Below are 17,468 nucleotides of genomic sequence, written 5' to 3' on the forward strand. Positions count from 1 at the left end.
TACGAGGGTTAACGGGCGCGCCGTCCATTTTTGACGCGCCTCCTCGAAAGGCTCGTCCATGAACACGAAGATTCTCGCCCTGGCCCTTGCCGGTTCCACCGTGGCGCTCAGCGCCTGCGCCACGGACGGCTATGGCGGCGGCTATGGCTACAGCTCGGTCGGCTGGGGCACGCCTTATGCCTATGACGGCTATTACGACGGGTACTACGGCCCGATCCACGACGGCTACTGGGGCAGCGACGACTACTTCTACTACCGCAACAACGACCGCGACCACCGCTACCGCCGGGGCGACCGCAACCACATCATGCGCGCACCCCTCAGGGCCAGCACAACTACCAGCCGTTCCGGGGCGAGATGCGCCCGCAGCAGGGCATGAAGATGCCGATGTGGCGCGGCGGCGGCGATCATGATGGCGGCGGACGCGGCGACGGCCGCCGACCGGGCCGCGGCCGCCGCTGAGGCGGCTCAGTCGTCCTCTTCCCGCGTGCGCCGTGCCTCGATGGTACGGCGCAGCTGCTCCAGCTTGGCGTCGATCACCGCGCGCGTCTCTTCCACGGTGGGCATCTGCGCCTCGATGTCGCGCCGGACCCGCTCGTAGAGCGCCGAGCCCGGCCGCGCGTCCTGCGTAGGCGGCGCGGCGTAGCGCTCCGGCATGCGCTGGCGCAGCAGGAACAGCATGAGCGCGGTGTCGTGGCGGGTATATGTGGCGACCACCTTGCCCTGGCTCGCCACCGGGCGTTCCTCGCCCAGGATCGCGCGTTCGAGCGCGCAGTCCTGCAGCCGCAGCATGCCCCGGTCGACCGCCTTGTCCCAAGCGGCCGAGAACCCTTCGGCGCCCTTCATCAGCCGCAGCTTGTAGAGCGCCTCGAGGCTCGCCCCGATCGCGCGGGCCGCCTGCGTGACGATCCCGCTGGCGGCGAGCGCGGCGATGAACATGCGCTGCCGGTCGGGCGTGATCGAGTTGCGGCGCGGACGGCTGTGCAGATAGGGCGCGAAGCCGAGCAGCGGATCGTCCGCCTCGGGCAAGTCCTCGAAGAAGGCCATGGCCGAAGTGCGCCGCGAAGGCCGCACCGACCGGCACCCCACACGTTCCTCCCCGAGCTTGTCTCGGGGAGGGGGACCGCCGACGCAGTCGGTGGTGGAGGGGGAAGACCGCGCACGAGATCGCCCGGCCTCACCGCCGGGCGCGGTATCGTCAGAAGATTTCACGCGAAGCCGCGAAGCCGCAAAGGATTTACCGCCGCGCCGGCGTCGAGCATGTGCCGGGGGCGTGGAGGATCGGTCCGTCATAAGGCGTGGAACTCCATGGGGTGTTGGAGTGGATGCCCCTCATGGCGGACCTATGTATCGCGGGCCGGGGTGTGTAGGAAAATGGTTTGTGATGCTAATCGGTAATAGCATCAATCAGCAGGTTTCGATGCTTTCACTATCTGGTAGCGTTTGGCGCGTTCATCCATCCAAAGTGTTCTGCTGAAGCAAACGTTTACCCTTCGACGGGTTTCATTTGAATATTGATCTAATCCCCATGAGAATACGTGCTTGTATTTCGCCAAATTTTCTCGGCTCATGGTGAATGCTACGGTGCGGCCTAGGTCGAAGTCAAACAGGCTTCCATATCCAGAGTTGGCGTTGAACGACGATATAGTCACATCTTTGCAAGTGACGCTATCGTCCTTATAGTCGCTCATTACGTATTGTTTTGTGCCTTCGTTTAATTTGTTAATCAAATTTACGCCTGAAATCACGTTTATATTTTGTACTCTGGCGTTGACCAGGTGGTGTGTTTGCCGGATTGGGGCTTCCGTAATAGCGACTAGGGTTTCTACGTCGCCTCTCCGTGCGCGCCCGAAATGTTCAAGATCTGTTTCGTCGACGTCTTGTCCGAGATTTTGCTTAAACACCCTATCTGTTAATCGGCGCAGGAGTTCGGCAGCTGAAATTCCAGCTGCGGCCGCCCCAATTGAAGCAAATGGCGTGCTCTCAATAATAGCGGCAAAGTCGGCTATTAAGCTTCCTTCGCGCATTGGGTTTGCGACTATTGAATGGCGCCCTTCAAAGTCGCCGCGTTGTCGGATTTTTCCTGTTTCAACATAGTTGGCGACTAAGGAAAGGGTTCTGGCAAAGCCTGCTAAGCCGGTGTAGCCGTCATAAGCTTCAAATTGATGCTTTTCTGCGAGATCGCCAGTCATATGAAGCTGAAATGGTACTTGAACTAAAGCCATCTTATGCCCCCTTATGGAGCGAAAGAGGAAAATTAGCGGGGTTTGTCAAGGATTGGTACGCGCAGGTTCCTGCTTAGGCGATGGGTGAAACGATGGGTGACTTGTCGGTTGGTGCAATTGGCGCGGCGGTTATCGCCGGCTTGGTGTCTTTAATGGGACTAATTATCAGCAAGGAATCCAAAATTTCCGACTTTCGTCAGGAATGGGTCAATAGTCTCCGTTCAGAAGTGGTCAATTTCCTCGTATCGTCTAACCAAATAGTTGACGCCTTTCAAGGTAATGAAAAAAATATCGATGAATTACAGAAAATAATTTCTCCGTTGTATTCAAAATTGAACGAATCATCATTTTTAATTTCACTACGATTGAACGCATCTGAATCTCAATCGCAGAAAGTGCTTTCCGCAATGCATGATCTCGTTTCGCTTCTTTCGAGCGGAGAGCGTTTTGGGGGTGATCGGGTGCGCCCTCTAGAGGCGGTTGTTCTTACGGAGGCTAAGTTGCTGCTAAAGGCGGAGTGGAAGCGAGTTAAAAGGGGTGAGTTTATATTCACCTTCACCAAATGGTCCTTGGTCGCTGCCTTGATGGCTGCGTCGTCATTTTTGATGATTGAACATGCTGGTGGAATTAGCCTTGGATTTCAAAAGCAGCGGATCATTAAGGATGTTGATAAGCGCGATCGTGCGCCAGCGGCTCATGCGCTCGAACCGTCCGCGAATTCCCAGACCTTATTGCGGCACAAATAGCTGTTCTTGACCCCATCCCCCCAATCCCCTAAAGGCGCGCATCCCTCGCGGGCTTGCTCGCGGTGGATATACAGAGCTGAACATTGCCGTTCCGGCGCGTTTCTCGCAGTTTTTCCGTGGCTTTCGGGCCTCGGCCAAGCGGGGAGACACGGATCGCTCTCTTCACCCGAATCGGGTGAGGGTGCATCCCTCGGGCGGGCGGCAAAGTAATCCGGCAGCGCTCATCGGCGGCCGGGTGGAGTGTTTTTCGGCTCACGGGTGCGGCCTTCCTCGTTTGAACGAGGGGGCAGGGCAAACCGATGGCGGTCCCAGTCCCCCAAGTTTTCTTGGCGCTGGGATGACGGCCTCGCGGTTTCCTTCCTGCATCGCGTGATCGTCTACTCTTCTCCCGTCATCGCAGTTGTGGCCCTCCCGGCCCGGTGACCACCGGGGTGCGACGGGTCGATACCGATGGTTTCGGTGTCGATCCATCGCACTCCCATTTGAAAGAAGAGTATAGATGCCCACTATCAACCAGCTGGTCCGCAAGGGCCGCGAACCGCAGAAGGCCAAGTCCAAGGTTCCTGCGATGGAGCAGAACCCGCAGAAGCGCGGCGTCTGCACCCGCGTCTACACGACCACCCCGAAGAAGCCGAACTCGGCACTTCGCAAGGTCGCCAAGGTGCGCCTGACCAACAGCCGCGAAGTCATTTCGTACATCCCGGGTGAAGGCCACAACCTGCAGGAGCACTCGGTCGTGCTCATCCGCGGCGGCCGCGTCCGCGATCTTCCCGGCGTTCGCTACCACATCCTGCGCGGCGTGCTCGACACCCAGGGCGTCAAGGATCGCAAGCAGAGCCGCTCGAAGTACGGCGCCAAGCGTCCGAAGTAAGCCACTCACAAGGCTCGCGGCGGGGCACCCGTCATCCCAGCGCAGGCTGGGACCGCTGGCAGCCTAGAAGCGGCCTTGAAGTACTAACACTTACCGAGCGCCCAGTGAGGCCAGCGGTCCCGGATCAAGTCCGGGATGACGTCTGAAGACCTCCGCTACGCTCCGGACCATTTGGAGTTTAAAAAATGTCACGTCGTCGTCGTCCCGAGAAGCGGGAAATCCTGCCTGATCCCAAGTTCGGGGATCTCATCCTGTCCAAGTTCATGAACAACCTCATGTACGACGGCAAGAAGTCGGTCGCCGAAGCGATCGTCTACGGTGCCATGGAAACCATGGAAACCCGCGCCAAGTCGGACCCGATCCAGCTGTTCCACGACGCCCTCAACAACGTCGCGCCGCAGATCGAAGTGCGTTCGCGCCGCGTCGGCGGTGCGACCTACCAGGTCCCCGTCGAGGTTCGTCCCGAGCGTGCGCAGGCTCTCGCCATCCGCTGGCTGATCACCGCCGCGCGCAACCGTCCCGAGACCACCATGTCGGCACGCCTCTCGGGCGAGCTGCTGGACGCCTCGAACAACCGCGGCAACGCGGTCAAGAAGCGCGAAGACACGCACCGCATGGCGGACGCGAACCGCGCCTTCTCGCACTACCGCTGGTAATGTGCTGAGTGTGCGCCCGGATGAGTTGGTCATTCGGGCGTCACACTTTTATTTCAGGGGGCGAGGGTCTATCTGAAGGCCGCTCTCGCTCCCGAAACCCTCGCTAAGGATTCTCCCATGGCACGCAGCCATCCGCTGAATATGTACCGTAACATCGGTATCATGGCGCACATCGACGCTGGCAAGACCACGACGACCGAGCGCATCCTCTACTACACCGGCAAGTCCTACAAGATCGGCGAAGTCCACGACGGCGCTGCGACCATGGACTGGATGGAGCAGGAGCAGGAACGCGGCATCACGATCACCTCGGCTGCCACCACCTGCTTCTGGACCGCAGAGGGCCAGGAATACCGCATCAACATCATCGACACCCCGGGCCACGTCGACTTCACCATCGAAGTCGAACGCTCGCTGCGCGTGCTCGACGGTGCGGTGGCATGCTTCGACGGCGTTGCCGGCGTGGAGCCGCAGTCGGAAACCGTATGGCGCCAGGCCGACAAGTACGGCGTCCCCCGCATGTGCTTCATCAATAAGTTGGACCGTACCGGCGCGAACTTCAAGTATTGCGTCCAGTCGATCATCGATCGTCTTGGTGCTACTCCGGCCGTGCTTTACATTCCTATTGGTCTGGAAGCCGACCTCAAGGGTCTCGTTGACTTGGTGCACAACCGCGCGATCGTCTGGAAGGACGAGTCGCTTGGTGCCGAATTCTTCTACGAAGAGATTCCGGCCGAGCTGGCTGACGAAGCCGCCGAGTACCGCATGAAGCTCATCGAACTCGCCGTCGAGCAGGACGACGAGGCGATGGAAGCGTACCTCGAAGGCAACGAGCCCGACGTCGCGACGCTCAAGAAGCTGATCCGCAAGGGTACGCTGGGCCATGCGTTCGTGCCGGTCGTCTGCGGTTCGGCGTTCAAGAACAAGGGCGTTCAGCCCCTGCTCGACGCCGTCGTCGATTACCTGCCTTCGCCGCTCGACATCGAAGACGTCCAAGGCGTCAAGGTCGACAGCGACGAGCCTGACAGCCGCCCGCCGGCCGACGACGCGCCGTTCTCGGCTCTCGCGTTCAAGGTCATGAACGACCCGTTCGTGGGCTCGCTCACCTTCGCTCGCATCTATTCGGGTACGCTCTCGAAGGGCACGTACCTGAACTCGGTGAAGCAGAAGAAGGAAAAGGTCGGCCGTATCCTCGAGATGCACGCCAACGAGCGTAAGGACATCGACGAGGCCTTCGCGGGCGACATCGTTGCTCTTGCCGGCATGAAGGAAACCACCACGGGCGACACGCTCTGCGCCGAACGCGCGCCGATCGTTCTCGAACGCATGGAATTCCCCGAGCCGGTCATCGAGCTGTCGGTGGAGCCCAAGACCAAGGCCGACCAGGAGAAGATGGGCATCGCGCTCAACCGTCTCTCGGCCGAGGATCCCTCGTTCCGCGTCTCGACCGACCACGAGTCGGGCCAGACCATCATCAAGGGCATGGGCGAACTTCACCTGGACATCATCGTCGACCGTATGCGTCGCGAGTTCAAGGTTGAGGCGAACGTCGGTGCGCCGCAGGTGGCTTACCGCGAATACCTCGGCAAGGCTGTGGACGTGGATTACACCCACAAGAAGCAGTCGGGCGGTACGGGTCAGTTCGGCCGCGTGAAGGTCAAGGTCACGCCGGGCGAGCGCGGTGCGGGCATCACCTTCAAGGACGAGATCAAGGGCGGTAACATTCCGAAGGAATATATCCCCGCGATCGAAAAGGGCATGCGCGAAACCGCTGCCTCGGGCTCGCTGGTCGGCTTCCCGATCATCGACTTCGAAATCGTCCTTTACGACGGTTCGTACCACGACGTCGACTCGAGCGCCCTGGCGTTCGAAATCGCCGGTCGCGGTGCCATGCGTGAAGTCGCCCAGAAGGCCGGCATCAAGCTGCTTGAGCCGATCATGAAGGTCGAGGTCGTGACCCCGGAAGAGTTCATGGGCGACGTCATCGGCGACCTCAACTCGCGTCGTGGCCAGATCCAGGGCACCGACAGCCGTGGTAACGCACAGGTCGTGGAGGCGAACACGCCGCTCGCGAACATGTTCGGCTACGTGAACTCGCTGCGCTCCTTCACCCAGGGCCGCGCGAACTACTCGATGATCTTCTCCCACTATGACGAAGTCCCGGCGAACGTCGCGGCCGAAGTCAAGGAGAAGCTCGCCTAAGGGCGGGCGGGATCAAGCATACTCTTGCCTGACGGCAGGATTGGTTATAGGGGCGGCGCCTGCATCCGCGGGCTCCGCTCCGATACCCCGCAGATCTGAAATCAAGACGAAAGAAGGTTTGAAAGATGGCCAAGGCTAAATTTGAGCGGAACAAGCCGCACTGCAACATCGGCACCATCGGTCACGTCGACCACGGCAAGACCACGCTGACCGCTGCGATCACCAAGGTGATGGCTGAAGCGTTCGGCGGCACCGCCGTCGACTTCGCCAACATCGACAAGGCTCCGGAAGAGCGCGAGCGCGGCATCACCATCTCGACCGCCCACGTCGAGTACGAGACCGACGCCCGCCACTACGCGCACGTCGACTGCCCGGGTCACGCTGACTACGTCAAGAACATGATCACCGGTGCCGCCCAGATGGACGGCGCGATCCTCGTCGTGAACGCTGCTGACGGCCCGATGCCGCAGACCCGCGAGCACATCCTGCTCGCTCGCCAGGTCGGCGTGCCGCAGCTGGTCGTGTACATGAACAAGGTCGACCAGGTCGACGACGAAGAACTGCTTGAGCTGGTCGAACTCGAAGTTCGCGAACTGCTCTCGTCGTACGACTTCGACGGCGACAACATCCCCGTCGTCAAGGGTTCGGCTCTGGCCGCTCTCGAAGGCCGCGACGACAACATCGGCAAGGAATCGATCCTTGAGCTGATGAAGGCCGTCGACGACTTCATCCCGCAGCCGCCCCGCCCGACCGACAAGCCCTTCCTGATGCCCGTCGAAGACGTGTTCTCGATCTCGGGCCGTGGTACGGTTGTGACCGGCCGCGTCGAGACCGGCATCGTCAAGGTTGGTGAGGAAGTCGAAGTCGTCGGCATCCGCAACACCCAGAAGACCACCGTCACCGGCGTCGAAATGTTCCGCAAGCTGCTCGACCAGGGTGAAGCCGGCGACAACATCGGTGCACTGGTTCGCGGTCTGAAGCGTGAAGACGTCGAGCGCGGCCAGGTTCTGGCCAAGCCGGGCACCGTGACCCCGCACACCGAGTTCTCGGCAGAAGTCTACGTTCTGTCGAAGGACGAAGGCGGTCGTCACACCCCGTTCTTCGCGAACTACCGTCCGCAGTTCTACTTCCGCACCACCGACGTGACCGGCGAAGTGATCCTCCCCGAGGGCACCGAGATGGTCATGCCGGGCGACAACGTCTCGCTGTCGGTCAAGCTGATCGCTCCGATCGCCATGGACGAAGGTCTGCGCTTCGCAATCCGCGAAGGCGGCCGCACCGTCGGCTCGGGCGTCGTTGCCTCGATCACGAAGTAATTCGTCGATCGGCCAACAACGGCTGAAGTGATTGGCCCGGCGTCTCGAAAGAGACGCCGGGCTTTTCGCGTTTATGGGATGCTTCGTCTCGTCATTGCGAGCGTAGCGAAGCAATCCAGGGCGGTGCAGCACTGCCCTGGATTGCTTCGCTACGCTCGCAATGACGGAAGGGGAGGGCGTTCAGACGGTGCGGCTCAGGGCTGCCGCAGTTCGCCCCGTGCGATCTTCCACGCATCCGACCCCTTGGGCGCCTCGGGAATGGACTTCAGGTCGATGTAATAGACGGGCTCCGGCACTTTGCCGAATGGTATGGTGATGCACGGGCCGAGGCAGCCCGGGAGGTTCCACAGGTCCGGCGGATGCAGCGCCCCTGTGCGCGTGCTCTCGTCGACGGATTTCGATGCGGGAACCCGCTCGCTGGAGCCGTCGCCGCCGTGGGAGCAGACGACGATCGTGCCGTCGTTGCCTCCATTGCTGGCGCGGGCTGCGTCGCGGCAGGCATCGTCTATCGGGCCGCCCCTTGGGTCGGGTATGTCGACGTGGGCCGTGAGAACGTCGGTGTCGTCGAGATCGATGGGAATTTCGCTTCCGGTGGGGCCGTAGGCAGAGCCTGCGGCGGCAGCGGGCGCGGAAGCAAGGCAAGCGAGGGTCAGCGCGGCAAGCACGCTGGAAATTGTCGTGGTAGTGGAGGGCATTGGCAGCGGCTTCTGTTAGGCGTCGCGATGCCAACCTAGGGAGTGCATCGGGCGCAGGGAAGGGCCGATGCGACGAACCGCGCTTCGTGCCGCCGAAAACCTGCCGATCCGCGTAAAATCAGGGCTTGCCCGACTCGCCCTTCACGTGTAGGGGCGCGGTTCGAATTTGACGGGACCTCGTGTCCTATGGCTCTTTCTCATCGGTAGTAGGTAATGGAAGCTCAGAACATCCGTATCCGCCTGAAGGCGTTTGACCATCGCGTGCTCGACCAGGCTACTGGCGAAATCGCTGACACGGCCCGCCGCACCGGCGCTCTGATTCGTGGCCCCATTCCGCTGCCGACCAAGATCGAGAAGTTCACGGTCAACCGTGGTCCGCACATCGACAAGAAGTCGCGTGAGCAGTTCGAAGTCCGCACCTACAAGCGTCTGCTTGATATCGTGCAGCCGAACGCCGCTACCGTTGACGCGCTGATGAAGCTGGACCTCGCGGCCGGCGTGAACGTCGAGATCAAGCTGGCCTGAAGCCGGTTTAACGGGGTGATCTGAAGAGGTCGCCCCGATGGTCCTTTCCGATCGGACCCTAACTAGATCGAGGACTATCTTGTCGGCTTCGCTAGCCGGCTTTGCGGGGAGAAACCCGCAGAGACAGCGCCCTGAGGGAAAAGCCCGAAGGGACACAAGGGATACCTCCGGCGACGCCTTCGGGTTTCGTTCGGGAATGCGTCCCCCGTCTCGCTTCCGTCAGTCCTTCGGGGCTTGCAGGGAGCACCTGACCCGGACGGGGTTCGTATCACACACAGGGTTGGACATGCGTGCGGGGGATGGTCCTGCGTACGCCTCTGTAAGGAGTAAGGTCATGCGTACCGGCGTGATCGCAAAGAAAGTCGGGATGACCCGCCTGTTCCAGGAGGACGGTCGCCACGTGCCCGTCACCGTCCTGGCGCTGGAGGATTGCCAGGTCGTCTCAGTCCGTACCGAAGAACGTGACGGCTACGTCGCCGTTCAGCTCGGTGCCGGCGAAGCGAAGCAGAAGAACGTTGCCAAGCCGCAGCGCGAACACTTCGCCAAGGCTCAGGTTCCCCTCAAGATGCGCGTCGCGGAATTCCGCGTCGCCGACGATGCCCTCCTCGAGGTTGGCGCGACGATTGCGGCTTCGCACTTCGTCCCGGGCCAGCTCGTCGACGTGGGCGGCCACACCCAGGGTAAGGGCTTCCAGGGCGCTATGAAGCGCTGGGGCTTCGGCGGTATGCGCGCCACCCACGGTGTGTCGATCTCGCACCGTGCGCACGGTTCGACGGGTAACCGTCAGGATCCGGGCAAGGTGTTCAAGAACAAGAAGATGGCCGGCCACATGGGCGACCGTCAGCGCACCCAGCAGAACCTCGAAGTCGTCCGCGTGGACGATGAGCGCGGCCTGATCTTCGTCAAGGGCTCGGTCCCGGGCGCGAAGAACTCGTGGCTGACCGTTGCGGACGCCGTCAAGGTCGACCGTCACGGCGAGGCTCCGTACCCCGCCGGCATCAAGTCGGTTGGCAACACCAACGACACGGCCGCTGCCGACACGCCTGCTGAAACCGCGGCGCCCGAAGCGACCGAAGGCCAGGAGGGCTAATCATGAAGGTTCAGGTCCTCAACATCGACGGTTCGACCGCCAACGGCGACATCGAGCTTTCGGACGACGTGTTCGGCCTCGAGCCGCGCGCGGACATCCTGCACCGCGTCGTCACCTGGCAGCTCGAGAACCGTCGCGGCATCGCCCGTGCGACCCGCGAGCGTTCGGAAGTCGCGCGCACCGGCAAGAAGTTCGGCAACCAGAAGGGCGGTGGTACCGCTCGTCACGGCGACCGCGCTGCTCCGGTGTTCATCGGCGGTGGTAAGGCTCACGGTGCCCGTCGCCGCGAGTTCAACATCTCGCTCAACAAGAAGATCCGTGCGCTCGGTCTGAAGATGGCCCTCTCGGCCAAGGCTCAGAACGGCCTCGTGATCGTCGACTCGCTCGACGTCGCCGACGCCAAGACCAAGGCTCTGGCCGGTCAGCTCGCCAAGGCGAACTTCGGCAAGAAGGTTCTCGTCATGGACGGCGATCAGGTCAACGAGGGCTTCGCCCTGGCGGCCCGCAACATCGTCGGCGTGAACGTTCTCCCGGCTGTCGGCGCGAACGTCTACGACATCCTGAAGCATGATACGCTGGTGCTGACGCGCGCCGCTGTCGAGAAGCTGGAGGCGCGTTTCAATGGCTAAGTCCGTCGACATTCGTCACTATGACGTGATCGTCGCCCCGCACATCACCGAGAAGTCGACCCTGCTTTCCGAGCAGAACGCAGTCGTCTTCAAGGTGGCCGACAAGGCGACCAAGCCCGAGATCAAGGCTGCCGTCGAGGCAATCTTCGATGTCAAGGTGACCGGCGTGAACACGCTCGTCGTCAAGGGCAAGACCAAGCGCTGGCGCGGTAAGGCTTACCGTCGCAGCGACGTGAAGAAGGCGATCGTCACGCTGGCCGAAGGCCAGTCGATTGACATCACCGAAGGCGCGCGGGGTTAATTTCCGATGGCACTCAAGCATTACAACCCGACCAGCCCCGCACGCCGCGGCCTGGTCCTCGTCGACAAGTCGTCGCTCTGGAAGGGCAAGCCCCTCAAGGCGCTGACCGAAGGCAAGAGCAAGACCGGCGGCCGCAACAACAAGGGTCACGTGACCTCGCGCGGCATCGCTGGCGGCCACAAGCAGAAGTACCGCTTCATCGACTTCAAGCGTCGCAAGTGGGACATGGAAGCCACCGTGGAGCGGATCGAGTACGATCCCAACCGCACCGCGTTCATCGCGCTGGTGAAGTACACGGACGGCGAACTGACCTACATCATCGCGCCGCAGCGTCTGGCAGTCGGTGACGTCATCGTCGCCGGCGAGAAGACCGACGTGAAGCCGGGCAACGCCATGCTTCTGTCGCAGATGCCGGTCGGCACGATCTGCCACAACGTCGAGATGAAGCCCGAAAAGGGCGGCCAGATCGCACGTTCGGCAGGGACCTATGTCCAGGTCGTCGGTCGTGACCGCGGCATGGTCATCGTCCGCCTGAACTCGGGCGAGCAGCGCTACCTGCGCGGCGATTGCATGGGCACGGTTGGCGCGGTCTCGAACCCCGACAACTCGAACCAGACCCTCGCCAAGGCCGGTCGCGGTCGCTGGCTGGGCCGTCGTCCGCTTACCCGCGGCGTCGCCAAGAACCCGGTCGACCACCCGCACGGTGGTGGTGAAGGCCGTACCTCGGGTGGTCGTCACCCGGTTACGCCCTGGGGCAAGCCGACCAAGGGTGCCCGCACCCGCAACAACAAGCAGACGGACAAGCTCATCATCCGTTCGCGTCACGCCAAGAAGAAGAGGTAAGTCACGATGGCACGTTCCGTCTGGAAAGGCCCCTTCGTCGACCTCTACCTTCTCAAGAAGGCCGAAGTCGCGCAGGATGCCGGCAGCCGCGCTGGTCCGATCAAGACCTGGTCGCGTCGCTCCACCATTCTCCCGCAGTTCGTTGGTCTCACCTTCCAGGTGTACAACGGGCACAAGTTCATTCCCGTTGCGGTCAACGAGGACATGGTCGGTCACAAGCTGGGTGAGTTCGCTCCCACCCGCTCGTTCCCCGGCCACGCCGCCGACAAGAAGGGCAAGCGCAAGTGAGCAAGCAAGCAGCACCCCGCCGCGTAGGTGACAAGGAAGCTCTTGCGGTCAACACGAACATTCGTGGTTCGGCCCAGAAGCTCAACCTTGTCGCCGCCCTGATCCGCGGCATGCGCGCGGAAGACGCGATGAACGTCCTGGCCTTCTCCAAGAAGGCCATGGCGGTCGACGCCCGCAAGGTTCTCGCCTCGGCGATCGCCAACGCGGAAAACAACCACAACCTCGACGTCGACGCTCTCGTCGTCGCCGAGGCGTCGGTCGGCAAGTCGGTGACCATGAAGCGTTTCCACGCTCGTGGCCGCGGCAAGTCCACGCGCATCCTGAAGCCGTTTTCGCGCCTGCGGATCGTCGTTCGCGAAGTCGAGGAGGCCTGATCCATGGGTCATAAGAGCAATCCGATCGGTCTGCGCCTGCAGATCAACCGTACCTGGGACAGCCGTTGGTTCGCCGAAGGCCGGGACTACGGCAAGCTGCTTGAGGAAGACCTCAAGATCCGCAAGTTCATCATCGAGACCCTGCCGCAGGCTGCGATCTCGAAGGTGGTGATCGAGCGTCCGGCCAAGCTGTGCCGCATCTCGATCTTCGCTGCCCGTCCCGGTGTCATCATCGGCAAGAAGGGCGCGGACATCGAGAAGCTGCGCAAGCAGCTGGCCGCGATGACCTCGAGCGAAGTGAAGCTGAACATCGTCGAAATCCGCAAGCCGGAAGTCGATGCCAAGCTGATCGCCCAGGGTATCGCCGACCAGCTGATCCGCCGCGTGGCGTTCCGCCGTGCGATGAAGCGCGCGATGCAGTCCGCCATGCGTCTGGGTGCCGAAGGCATCAAGATCATGTGCGGTGGCCGTCTCGGCGGCGCTGAAATCGCCCGTCTGGAGCAGTACCGCGAAGGTCGCGTTCCGCTTCACACGCTGCGTGCGAACATCGACTATGCCGCTGCCGAGGCGCTGACCGCCTACGGTATCATCGGCATCAAGGTGTGGGTCTTCAAGGGCGAGATCCTTGGTCACGACCCGATGGCGCAGGATCGACTGATGATGGAGGCTCAGACCTCCGGCGTCCGTCCGGCCCGCTGAGTCTCAGGATAGAGTTAGCACCATGCTGCAACCGAAAAAGACCAAGTTCCGCAAGGCCTTCAAGGGCCGGATCAAGGGCGACGCCAAGGGTGGCACCGACCTGAACTTCGGTTCCTACGGCCTCAAGGCCATGGAGCCCGAGCGGATCACCGCCCGCCAGATCGAAGCGGCCCGCCGCGCGATCACGCGTCACCTCAAGCGCCAGGGTCGTCTCTGGATCCGCGTCTTCCCGGACGTGCCGGTTTCGAAGAAGCCTGCCGAAGTCCGTCAGGGTAAGGGCAAGGGTTCGGTCGAATACTGGGCGGCCCGCGTCAAGCCCGGCCGTATCCTGTTCGAAGTGGACGGTGTTGCCGGCCAGCTCGCCGCCGAGGCTTTCAGCCGCGCCGCGATGAAGCTGCCGATCAAGACCAAGGTCGTCGCCCGCCTCGGTGACACCTCGCACCTGGGAGGCGAATAATGGCCAAGACCGAAGATCTTCGCGCCAAGACCGACGACCAGCTGACCGCTGACCTCGTCGATCTCAAGCGCGAGCAGTTCAACCTGCGTTTCCAGGCTGCTACGAGCCAGCTCGAAGCCCCGGCACGCATCAAGGAAGTCCGTCGCGACATCGCCCGCATCAAGACGCTCCAGGCTGAGCGTTCCGCCGCGGCGAAGGCGTAAGGAGAAACACGATGCCCAAGCGTATTCTTAGCGGGACTATCGTCTCCGACAAGACGGACAAGACCGTGACCGTGCTCGTCGAGCGCAAGGTGAAGCACCCCTCTACGGGAAGATCATCCGCCGCTCGAAGAAGTACCACGCCCACGACGAGGACAACGCCTTCAAGACCGGCGAGAAAGTCCGGATCGAGGAGACGGCGCCTTACTCGAAGACCAAGACCTGGAAGGTTCTTGACCGTCTTCAGGCGAGCAAGGGTACGGCACTCGAAGCCGAGGTTTGATCCTCCGCTGAGATCGAAGCCGGGGCTGCAAAGTCCCGGCTTTGGCCTTACCTGACACAAGTGTTGACCTTCGCGGGTGAATGCGGCAAAGGGCCGCCTTCGCCCGCGCAGGGCGACTCGGGCCTCTTCGGGGGCCTGTCTTTTTAGGAACTGCCGGACTGGTTCCGGCAAGCCAGATGAGAAGGACTCGGATCGATGATCCAGATGCAATCCAATCTCGACGTGGCGGACAACAGCGGCGCGAAGCGCGTCCAGTGCATCAAGGTACTGGGTGGCTCCAAGCGTCGTTTCGCCGGCGTCGGCGACATCATCGTGGTGTCGATCAAGGAGGCGCAGCCCCGCGCTCGCGTCAAGAAGGGCGACGTTCACCGTGCTGTGATCGTGCGCACCCGCAAGGACGTGCGCCGCACGGACGGCAGCGTGATCCGCTTCGACAGCAATGCTGCCGTGCTGATCAACAAGAACGAGGAGCCGATCGGCACCCGTATCTTCGGCCCCGTGGTGCGCGAACTGCGCGGCCGTGGCTTCATGAAGATCATCTCGCTCGCGCCGGAGGTGCTGTAATGGCCGCCGCTAAGATCAAGAAGGGTGACTCCGTCGTCGTCCTGTCCGGCAAGGACAAGGGCCGCACCGGCACCGTGCTTCAGGTTATCCCGAAGGACGGCAAGGTCGTGGTTGAAGGCGTGAACGTCGCTACCAAGCACCGCAAGCCGACCCAGCAGAACCCGCAGGGTGGCATCGACCGCGTTCCCGCTCCGATGGCGATCAGCAAGATCGCCGTTGCGGACAAGGACGGCAAGCCGACCCGCGTTCGCTTCGAAATCAAGGACGGCGTCAAGGTCCGCGTGGCCGTGAAGTCCGGGGAGACGATCGATGGCTGAGCAGTACACTCCGCGTCTGCGCACGAAGTTCGACGCTGAAATCGCGAAGGCGATGACCGAGAAGTTCGGTTACAAGAACGTGATGGAAATCCCGAAGATCGAGAAGATCACGCTCAACATGGGCGTCGGTGAAGCCAGCCAGGACAAGAAGAAGGTCCAGACTGCCGCTGCCGAGATGGAACTCATCGCCGGTCAGAAGCCCGTCATCACCAAGGCCCGCAAGTCGATCGCACAGTTCAAGCTGCGCGAAGGCATGCCGATCGGCTGCAAGGTGACGCTCCGCCGCGAGCGCATGTACGAGTTCCTGGATCGTCTCGTCACGATCGCGATGCCCCGCATCCGCGACTTCCGTGGCCTGAACCCCAAGTCGTTCGACGGCCGTGGCAACTACGCCATGGGCCTGAAGGAGCAGATCATCTTCCCGGAGATCAGCTACGACAAGATCGACAAGGTTCGTGGCATGGACATCATCGTGACCACCACCGCGAAGACCGACGACGAAGCGCGCGAGCTGCTGCGTCTGTTCGGTTTCCCGTTCCCGGCTGAAGAGTCGGAACAGCAGGAGGCGGCGTGAGCCGCTGAGGAAGAGAGCTTAAGTCCATGGCGAAACTGAGTTCCGTGAACAAGAATGAGCGTCGCAAGAAGCTCGTCAAGAAGTATGCAGGCAAGTACGAACGCCTCAAGGCGGTCGCTGACGATCAGTCGCTCGATGAAACCGAGCGTCTCATTGCTCGCCTGAAGCTGGCCGAGATCCCGCGCAACGCAAACCCCACCCGGGTTCGCAACCGTTGCGCCACGACCGGCCGTCCGCGCGGTTATTACCGCAAGTTCGGCCTGTGCCGCGTCGAGCTGCGTGATCTTGCCAACAAGGGCATGATCCCCGGCGTGACCAAGTCGAGCTGGTAAGGGTTAGAAGCAATGGCATTGACCGATCCCCTGGGTGATATGCTCACCCGCATCCGCAACGGCCAGCAGGCGAAGAAGGACTCCGTCCTGTCGCCGGCCTCGAAGCTGCGTGCGCGCGTCCTGGAAGTTCTCCAGCGTGAAGGCTACATCCGTGGCTTCTCCGACGACGCCACCGGCGCCCACCCGCAGCTGCGCATCGAGCTGAAGTACTTTGAAGGCGAAGCCGCCATCAAGCACATCGCTCGTGTCTCCAAGCCCGGCCGCCGCGTCTACTCGGGTTCCAAGGAACTCCCGGTTGTGCGCAACGGTCTCGGCATCACCATCGTCTCGACGCCGCGTGGCGTGCTCTCGGATGCCGAAGCACGTGCACAGAACGTCGGCGGCGAAGTGCTGGCGGAGGTGTTCTAATGAGCCGCATCGGTAAGAAGCCGGTGGCCGTTCCCAACGGCGTCACCGCCAACATCGACAACGGTGTTCTCTCGGTAAAGGGCCCCAAGGGCACCCTGACCCTGGGTCTGTCGGACCTCGTCACCTACTCGGTGGACGACGGTGCGATCGCCGTGCAGCCCATCGGCCAGTCGAAGCAGTCGCGCAGCCACTGGGGCCTTCAGCGCACCCTCGTGTCGAACCTGATCGAAGGCGTCACCAACGGCTTCACCAAGATCCTCGACATCAAGGGCGTCGGCTACCGTGCCGCTTCGCAGGGCAAGACCCTGAAGCTGCAGCTCGGCTACTCGCACGACGTCGACATCGCCGTGCCGGAAGGCATCGAGGTCAAGACCCCGGATAACACCACGGTCGAAATCTCGGGCATCGACAAGCAGAAGGTCGGCCAGCTTGCGGCCGAAATTCGCCGCTGGCGCAAGCCTGAGCCCTACAAGGGCAAGGGTATCGCCTACCGCGGTGAGTACATCTTCCGCAAGGAAGGGAAGAAGAAGTAATGGCAAAGCTGTCTCTCTTCGATCGCCGCGCGCGCCGCGTTCGCACCGCGCTCAAGGCCCGTTCGGGTGGTCGTCCCCGTCTGTCGGTGCACCGCACCGGCCGTCACATCTATGCGCAGATCATCGACGATGCGCAGGGCCACACCGTCGCTGCAGCCAACACGCTGGGCGCCAAGGGCACCGACCTCGACGCCGCGACCCGCGTGGGCAAGGAACTCGCCGAGGCCGCCAAGAAGGCGGGTGTTACCTCGGTCGTGTTCGACCGCGGTGGCTTCCTGTATCACGGCCGCGTCAAGGCGCTTGCCGAAGCCGCCCGTGAAGGCGGGCTGGAGTTCTGATC

The 17,468-nt window shown here is 62.1% G+C and carries 26 protein-coding genes and 1 pseudogene; 24 read left to right on the forward strand and 3 right to left on the reverse strand.

The window, feature by feature from the left end; translation table 11 throughout:
- Positions 1-58: 58 nt before the first annotated feature.
- Positions 59-379, forward strand: coding sequence for a hypothetical protein (locus KZO24_RS01985; protein WP_486486765.1), 321 nt, complete (start codon positions 59-61; stop codon positions 377-379).
- 89 nt (positions 380-468) lie between these two features.
- Here KZO24_RS01985 and KZO24_RS01990 read toward each other — a convergent pair whose 3' ends face one another.
- Positions 469-1,074: a hypothetical protein gene (locus KZO24_RS01990; RefSeq protein WP_271184620.1), complete on the reverse strand. Its 606-nt coding sequence runs from the start codon at positions 1,072-1,074 to the stop codon at positions 469-471.
- A gap of 329 nt (positions 1,075-1,403) precedes the next feature.
- Entirely contained in the window at positions 1,404-2,225 is an 822-nt protein-coding gene (locus KZO24_RS01995; protein ID WP_370424442.1) for a DUF7946 domain-containing protein, read from the reverse strand.
- A gap of 80 nt (positions 2,226-2,305) precedes the next feature.
- Here KZO24_RS01995 and KZO24_RS02000 point away from each other — a divergent pair, with 80 nt between their 5' ends.
- The 5 genes from KZO24_RS02000 (at position 2,306) to tuf (ending at position 8,016) form a co-directional block, all read left to right on the forward strand.
- Complete coding sequence (locus tag KZO24_RS02000; protein ID WP_271184622.1) at positions 2,306-2,971, forward strand: hypothetical protein; 666 nt, start codon at positions 2,306-2,308, stop codon at positions 2,969-2,971.
- A gap of 499 nt (positions 2,972-3,470) precedes the next feature.
- On the forward strand, positions 3,471-3,842 hold the full coding sequence (gene rpsL / locus KZO24_RS02005) for a 30S ribosomal protein S12 (protein WP_007011879.1): 372 nt from the start codon (positions 3,471-3,473) through the stop codon (positions 3,840-3,842).
- Positions 3,843-4,027: 185 nt separating this feature from the next.
- The gene (rpsG, locus tag KZO24_RS02010) at positions 4,028-4,498 is read left to right on the forward strand and encodes a 30S ribosomal protein S7 (RefSeq protein ID WP_008828242.1); all 471 of its coding nucleotides are present in this window, start codon (positions 4,028-4,030) and stop codon (positions 4,496-4,498) included.
- A gap of 117 nt (positions 4,499-4,615) precedes the next feature.
- The gene (gene fusA, locus KZO24_RS02015; RefSeq protein ID WP_008828241.1) at positions 4,616-6,700 is read left to right on the forward strand and encodes an elongation factor G; all 2,085 of its coding nucleotides are present in this window, start codon (positions 4,616-4,618) and stop codon (positions 6,698-6,700) included.
- A 125-nt stretch (positions 6,701-6,825) separates the two neighbouring features.
- On the forward strand, positions 6,826-8,016 hold the full coding sequence (gene tuf / locus KZO24_RS02020; protein ID WP_008828240.1) for an elongation factor Tu: 1,191 nt from the start codon (positions 6,826-6,828) through the stop codon (positions 8,014-8,016).
- A gap of 194 nt (positions 8,017-8,210) precedes the next feature.
- Here the strand turns inward: tuf and KZO24_RS02025 are convergent, their stop codons facing one another.
- The gene (locus tag KZO24_RS02025) at positions 8,211-8,711 is read right to left on the reverse strand and encodes a hypothetical protein (protein WP_271184623.1); all 501 of its coding nucleotides are present in this window, start codon (positions 8,709-8,711) and stop codon (positions 8,211-8,213) included.
- Between the two features lie 213 nt (positions 8,712-8,924).
- Between KZO24_RS02025 and rpsJ the strand changes: the two genes are divergently transcribed.
- The 18 genes and pseudogenes from rpsJ (at position 8,925) to rplR (ending at position 17,466) form a co-directional block, all read left to right on the forward strand.
- On the forward strand, positions 8,925-9,236 hold the full coding sequence (rpsJ, locus tag KZO24_RS02030) for a 30S ribosomal protein S10 (RefSeq protein ID WP_007011873.1): 312 nt from the start codon (positions 8,925-8,927) through the stop codon (positions 9,234-9,236).
- Positions 9,237-9,570: 334 nt separating this feature from the next.
- Complete coding sequence (gene rplC / locus KZO24_RS02035; protein WP_008828238.1) at positions 9,571-10,326, forward strand: 50S ribosomal protein L3; 756 nt, start codon at positions 9,571-9,573, stop codon at positions 10,324-10,326.
- A gap of 2 nt (positions 10,327-10,328) precedes the next feature.
- Positions 10,329-10,955, forward strand: coding sequence for a 50S ribosomal protein L4 (gene rplD / locus KZO24_RS02040; RefSeq protein WP_008828237.1), 627 nt, complete (start codon positions 10,329-10,331; stop codon positions 10,953-10,955).
- Positions 10,948-11,256, forward strand: coding sequence for a 50S ribosomal protein L23 (locus KZO24_RS02045; protein ID WP_008828236.1), 309 nt, complete (start codon positions 10,948-10,950; stop codon positions 11,254-11,256). Before rplD ends, KZO24_RS02045 begins: the two co-directional genes overlap by 8 nt.
- 6 nt (positions 11,257-11,262) lie before the next feature.
- Complete coding sequence (gene rplB, locus KZO24_RS02050; protein WP_008828235.1) at positions 11,263-12,099, forward strand: 50S ribosomal protein L2; 837 nt, start codon at positions 11,263-11,265, stop codon at positions 12,097-12,099.
- A gap of 6 nt (positions 12,100-12,105) precedes the next feature.
- Complete coding sequence (gene rpsS / locus KZO24_RS02055; RefSeq protein WP_008828234.1) at positions 12,106-12,387, forward strand: 30S ribosomal protein S19; 282 nt, start codon at positions 12,106-12,108, stop codon at positions 12,385-12,387.
- The gene (gene rplV / locus KZO24_RS02060) at positions 12,384-12,761 is read left to right on the forward strand and encodes a 50S ribosomal protein L22 (RefSeq protein ID WP_008828233.1); all 378 of its coding nucleotides are present in this window, start codon (positions 12,384-12,386) and stop codon (positions 12,759-12,761) included. Before rpsS ends, rplV begins: the two co-directional genes overlap by 4 nt.
- Positions 12,762-12,764: 3 nt before the next feature.
- A complete protein-coding gene (rpsC, locus tag KZO24_RS02065) occupies positions 12,765-13,460 on the forward strand; it encodes a 30S ribosomal protein S3 (RefSeq protein ID WP_008828232.1) in 696 nt (231 codons plus the stop codon).
- A gap of 22 nt (positions 13,461-13,482) precedes the next feature.
- Positions 13,483-13,917 carry a 50S ribosomal protein L16 gene (rplP, locus tag KZO24_RS02070; RefSeq protein WP_008828231.1) on the forward strand — a complete coding sequence of 145 codons (435 nt, stop codon included), beginning with the start codon at positions 13,483-13,485 and terminating at the stop codon, positions 13,915-13,917.
- Positions 13,917-14,120 carry a 50S ribosomal protein L29 gene (gene rpmC, locus KZO24_RS02075; RefSeq protein WP_008828230.1) on the forward strand — a complete coding sequence of 68 codons (204 nt, stop codon included), beginning with the start codon at positions 13,917-13,919 and terminating at the stop codon, positions 14,118-14,120. The genes rplP and rpmC overlap by 1 nt, the downstream gene beginning before the upstream one ends.
- 11 nt (positions 14,121-14,131) lie before the next feature.
- Positions 14,132-14,400: pseudogene (rpsQ, locus tag KZO24_RS02080) on the forward strand (30S ribosomal protein S17).
- A gap of 195 nt (positions 14,401-14,595) precedes the next feature.
- Positions 14,596-14,964, forward strand: coding sequence for a 50S ribosomal protein L14 (gene rplN / locus KZO24_RS02085; protein ID WP_008828228.1), 369 nt, complete (start codon positions 14,596-14,598; stop codon positions 14,962-14,964).
- Positions 14,964-15,281 (forward strand): 50S ribosomal protein L24, encoded by a 318-nt coding sequence (gene rplX, locus KZO24_RS02090; RefSeq protein WP_271184624.1) that lies wholly within the window; start codon positions 14,964-14,966, stop codon positions 15,279-15,281. Before rplN ends, rplX begins: the two co-directional genes overlap by 1 nt.
- Positions 15,274-15,855 carry a 50S ribosomal protein L5 gene (gene rplE, locus KZO24_RS02095; RefSeq protein WP_008828226.1) on the forward strand — a complete coding sequence of 194 codons (582 nt, stop codon included), beginning with the start codon at positions 15,274-15,276 and terminating at the stop codon, positions 15,853-15,855. Before rplX ends, rplE begins: the two co-directional genes overlap by 8 nt.
- 26 nt (positions 15,856-15,881) lie before the next feature.
- Positions 15,882-16,187 (forward strand): 30S ribosomal protein S14, encoded by a 306-nt coding sequence (gene rpsN, locus KZO24_RS02100; RefSeq protein WP_008828225.1) that lies wholly within the window; start codon positions 15,882-15,884, stop codon positions 16,185-16,187.
- A gap of 12 nt (positions 16,188-16,199) precedes the next feature.
- A complete protein-coding gene (gene rpsH / locus KZO24_RS02105) occupies positions 16,200-16,595 on the forward strand; it encodes a 30S ribosomal protein S8 (RefSeq protein ID WP_008828224.1) in 396 nt (131 codons plus the stop codon).
- Positions 16,595-17,128, forward strand: a complete 534-nt coding sequence (gene rplF / locus KZO24_RS02110) for a 50S ribosomal protein L6 (RefSeq protein WP_008828223.1) — start codon at positions 16,595-16,597, stop codon at positions 17,126-17,128. The genes rpsH and rplF overlap by 1 nt, the downstream gene beginning before the upstream one ends.
- Positions 17,128-17,466 carry a 50S ribosomal protein L18 gene (rplR, locus tag KZO24_RS02115; protein ID WP_008828222.1) on the forward strand — a complete coding sequence of 113 codons (339 nt, stop codon included), beginning with the start codon at positions 17,128-17,130 and terminating at the stop codon, positions 17,464-17,466. The genes rplF and rplR overlap by 1 nt, the downstream gene beginning before the upstream one ends.
- The last annotated feature ends 2 nt before the right edge of the window (positions 17,467-17,468 follow it).

It is taken from the genome of Novosphingobium sp. NFX11, assembly GCF_057376415.1.

Coding starts and splice junctions, on each gene's coding strand:
- rplB (WP_008828235.1), top strand. CDS start 11,263: ATGGCACTCAAGCATTACAACCCGACCAGCCCCGCACGCCGCGGCCTG.
- KZO24_RS01985 (WP_486486765.1), top strand. CDS start 59: ATGAACACGAAGATTCTCGCCCTGGCCCTTGCCGGTTCCACCGTGGCG.
- rplD (WP_008828237.1), top strand. CDS start 10,329: ATGAAGGTTCAGGTCCTCAACATCGACGGTTCGACCGCCAACGGCGAC.
- rplP (WP_008828231.1), top strand. CDS start 13,483: ATGCTGCAACCGAAAAAGACCAAGTTCCGCAAGGCCTTCAAGGGCCGG.
- rplR (WP_008828222.1), top strand. CDS start 17,128: ATGGCAAAGCTGTCTCTCTTCGATCGCCGCGCGCGCCGCGTTCGCACC.
- KZO24_RS02045 (WP_008828236.1), top strand. CDS start 10,948: ATGGCTAAGTCCGTCGACATTCGTCACTATGACGTGATCGTCGCCCCG.
- rpsH (WP_008828224.1), top strand. CDS start 16,200: ATGGCATTGACCGATCCCCTGGGTGATATGCTCACCCGCATCCGCAAC.
- rpsG (WP_008828242.1), top strand. CDS start 4,028: ATGTCACGTCGTCGTCGTCCCGAGAAGCGGGAAATCCTGCCTGATCCC.
- KZO24_RS01995 (WP_370424442.1), bottom strand. CDS start 2,225: ATGGCTTTAGTTCAAGTACCATTTCAGCTTCATATGACTGGCGATCTC.
- fusA (WP_008828241.1), top strand. CDS start 4,616: ATGGCACGCAGCCATCCGCTGAATATGTACCGTAACATCGGTATCATG.
- rpsC (WP_008828232.1), top strand. CDS start 12,765: ATGGGTCATAAGAGCAATCCGATCGGTCTGCGCCTGCAGATCAACCGT.
- tuf (WP_008828240.1), top strand. CDS start 6,826: ATGGCCAAGGCTAAATTTGAGCGGAACAAGCCGCACTGCAACATCGGC.
- rplE (WP_008828226.1), top strand. CDS start 15,274: ATGGCTGAGCAGTACACTCCGCGTCTGCGCACGAAGTTCGACGCTGAA.
- rpsN (WP_008828225.1), top strand. CDS start 15,882: ATGGCGAAACTGAGTTCCGTGAACAAGAATGAGCGTCGCAAGAAGCTC.
- rpmC (WP_008828230.1), top strand. CDS start 13,917: ATGGCCAAGACCGAAGATCTTCGCGCCAAGACCGACGACCAGCTGACC.
- rpsJ (WP_007011873.1), top strand. CDS start 8,925: ATGGAAGCTCAGAACATCCGTATCCGCCTGAAGGCGTTTGACCATCGC.
- rplF (WP_008828223.1), top strand. CDS start 16,595: ATGAGCCGCATCGGTAAGAAGCCGGTGGCCGTTCCCAACGGCGTCACC.
- rplN (WP_008828228.1), top strand. CDS start 14,596: ATGATCCAGATGCAATCCAATCTCGACGTGGCGGACAACAGCGGCGCG.
- KZO24_RS02000 (WP_271184622.1), top strand. CDS start 2,306: ATGGGTGAAACGATGGGTGACTTGTCGGTTGGTGCAATTGGCGCGGCG.
- rpsL (WP_007011879.1), top strand. CDS start 3,471: ATGCCCACTATCAACCAGCTGGTCCGCAAGGGCCGCGAACCGCAGAAG.
- rplC (WP_008828238.1), top strand. CDS start 9,571: ATGCGTACCGGCGTGATCGCAAAGAAAGTCGGGATGACCCGCCTGTTC.
- KZO24_RS02025 (WP_271184623.1), bottom strand. CDS start 8,711: ATGCCCTCCACTACCACGACAATTTCCAGCGTGCTTGCCGCGCTGACC.
- rpsS (WP_008828234.1), top strand. CDS start 12,106: ATGGCACGTTCCGTCTGGAAAGGCCCCTTCGTCGACCTCTACCTTCTC.
- rplX (WP_271184624.1), top strand. CDS start 14,964: ATGGCCGCCGCTAAGATCAAGAAGGGTGACTCCGTCGTCGTCCTGTCC.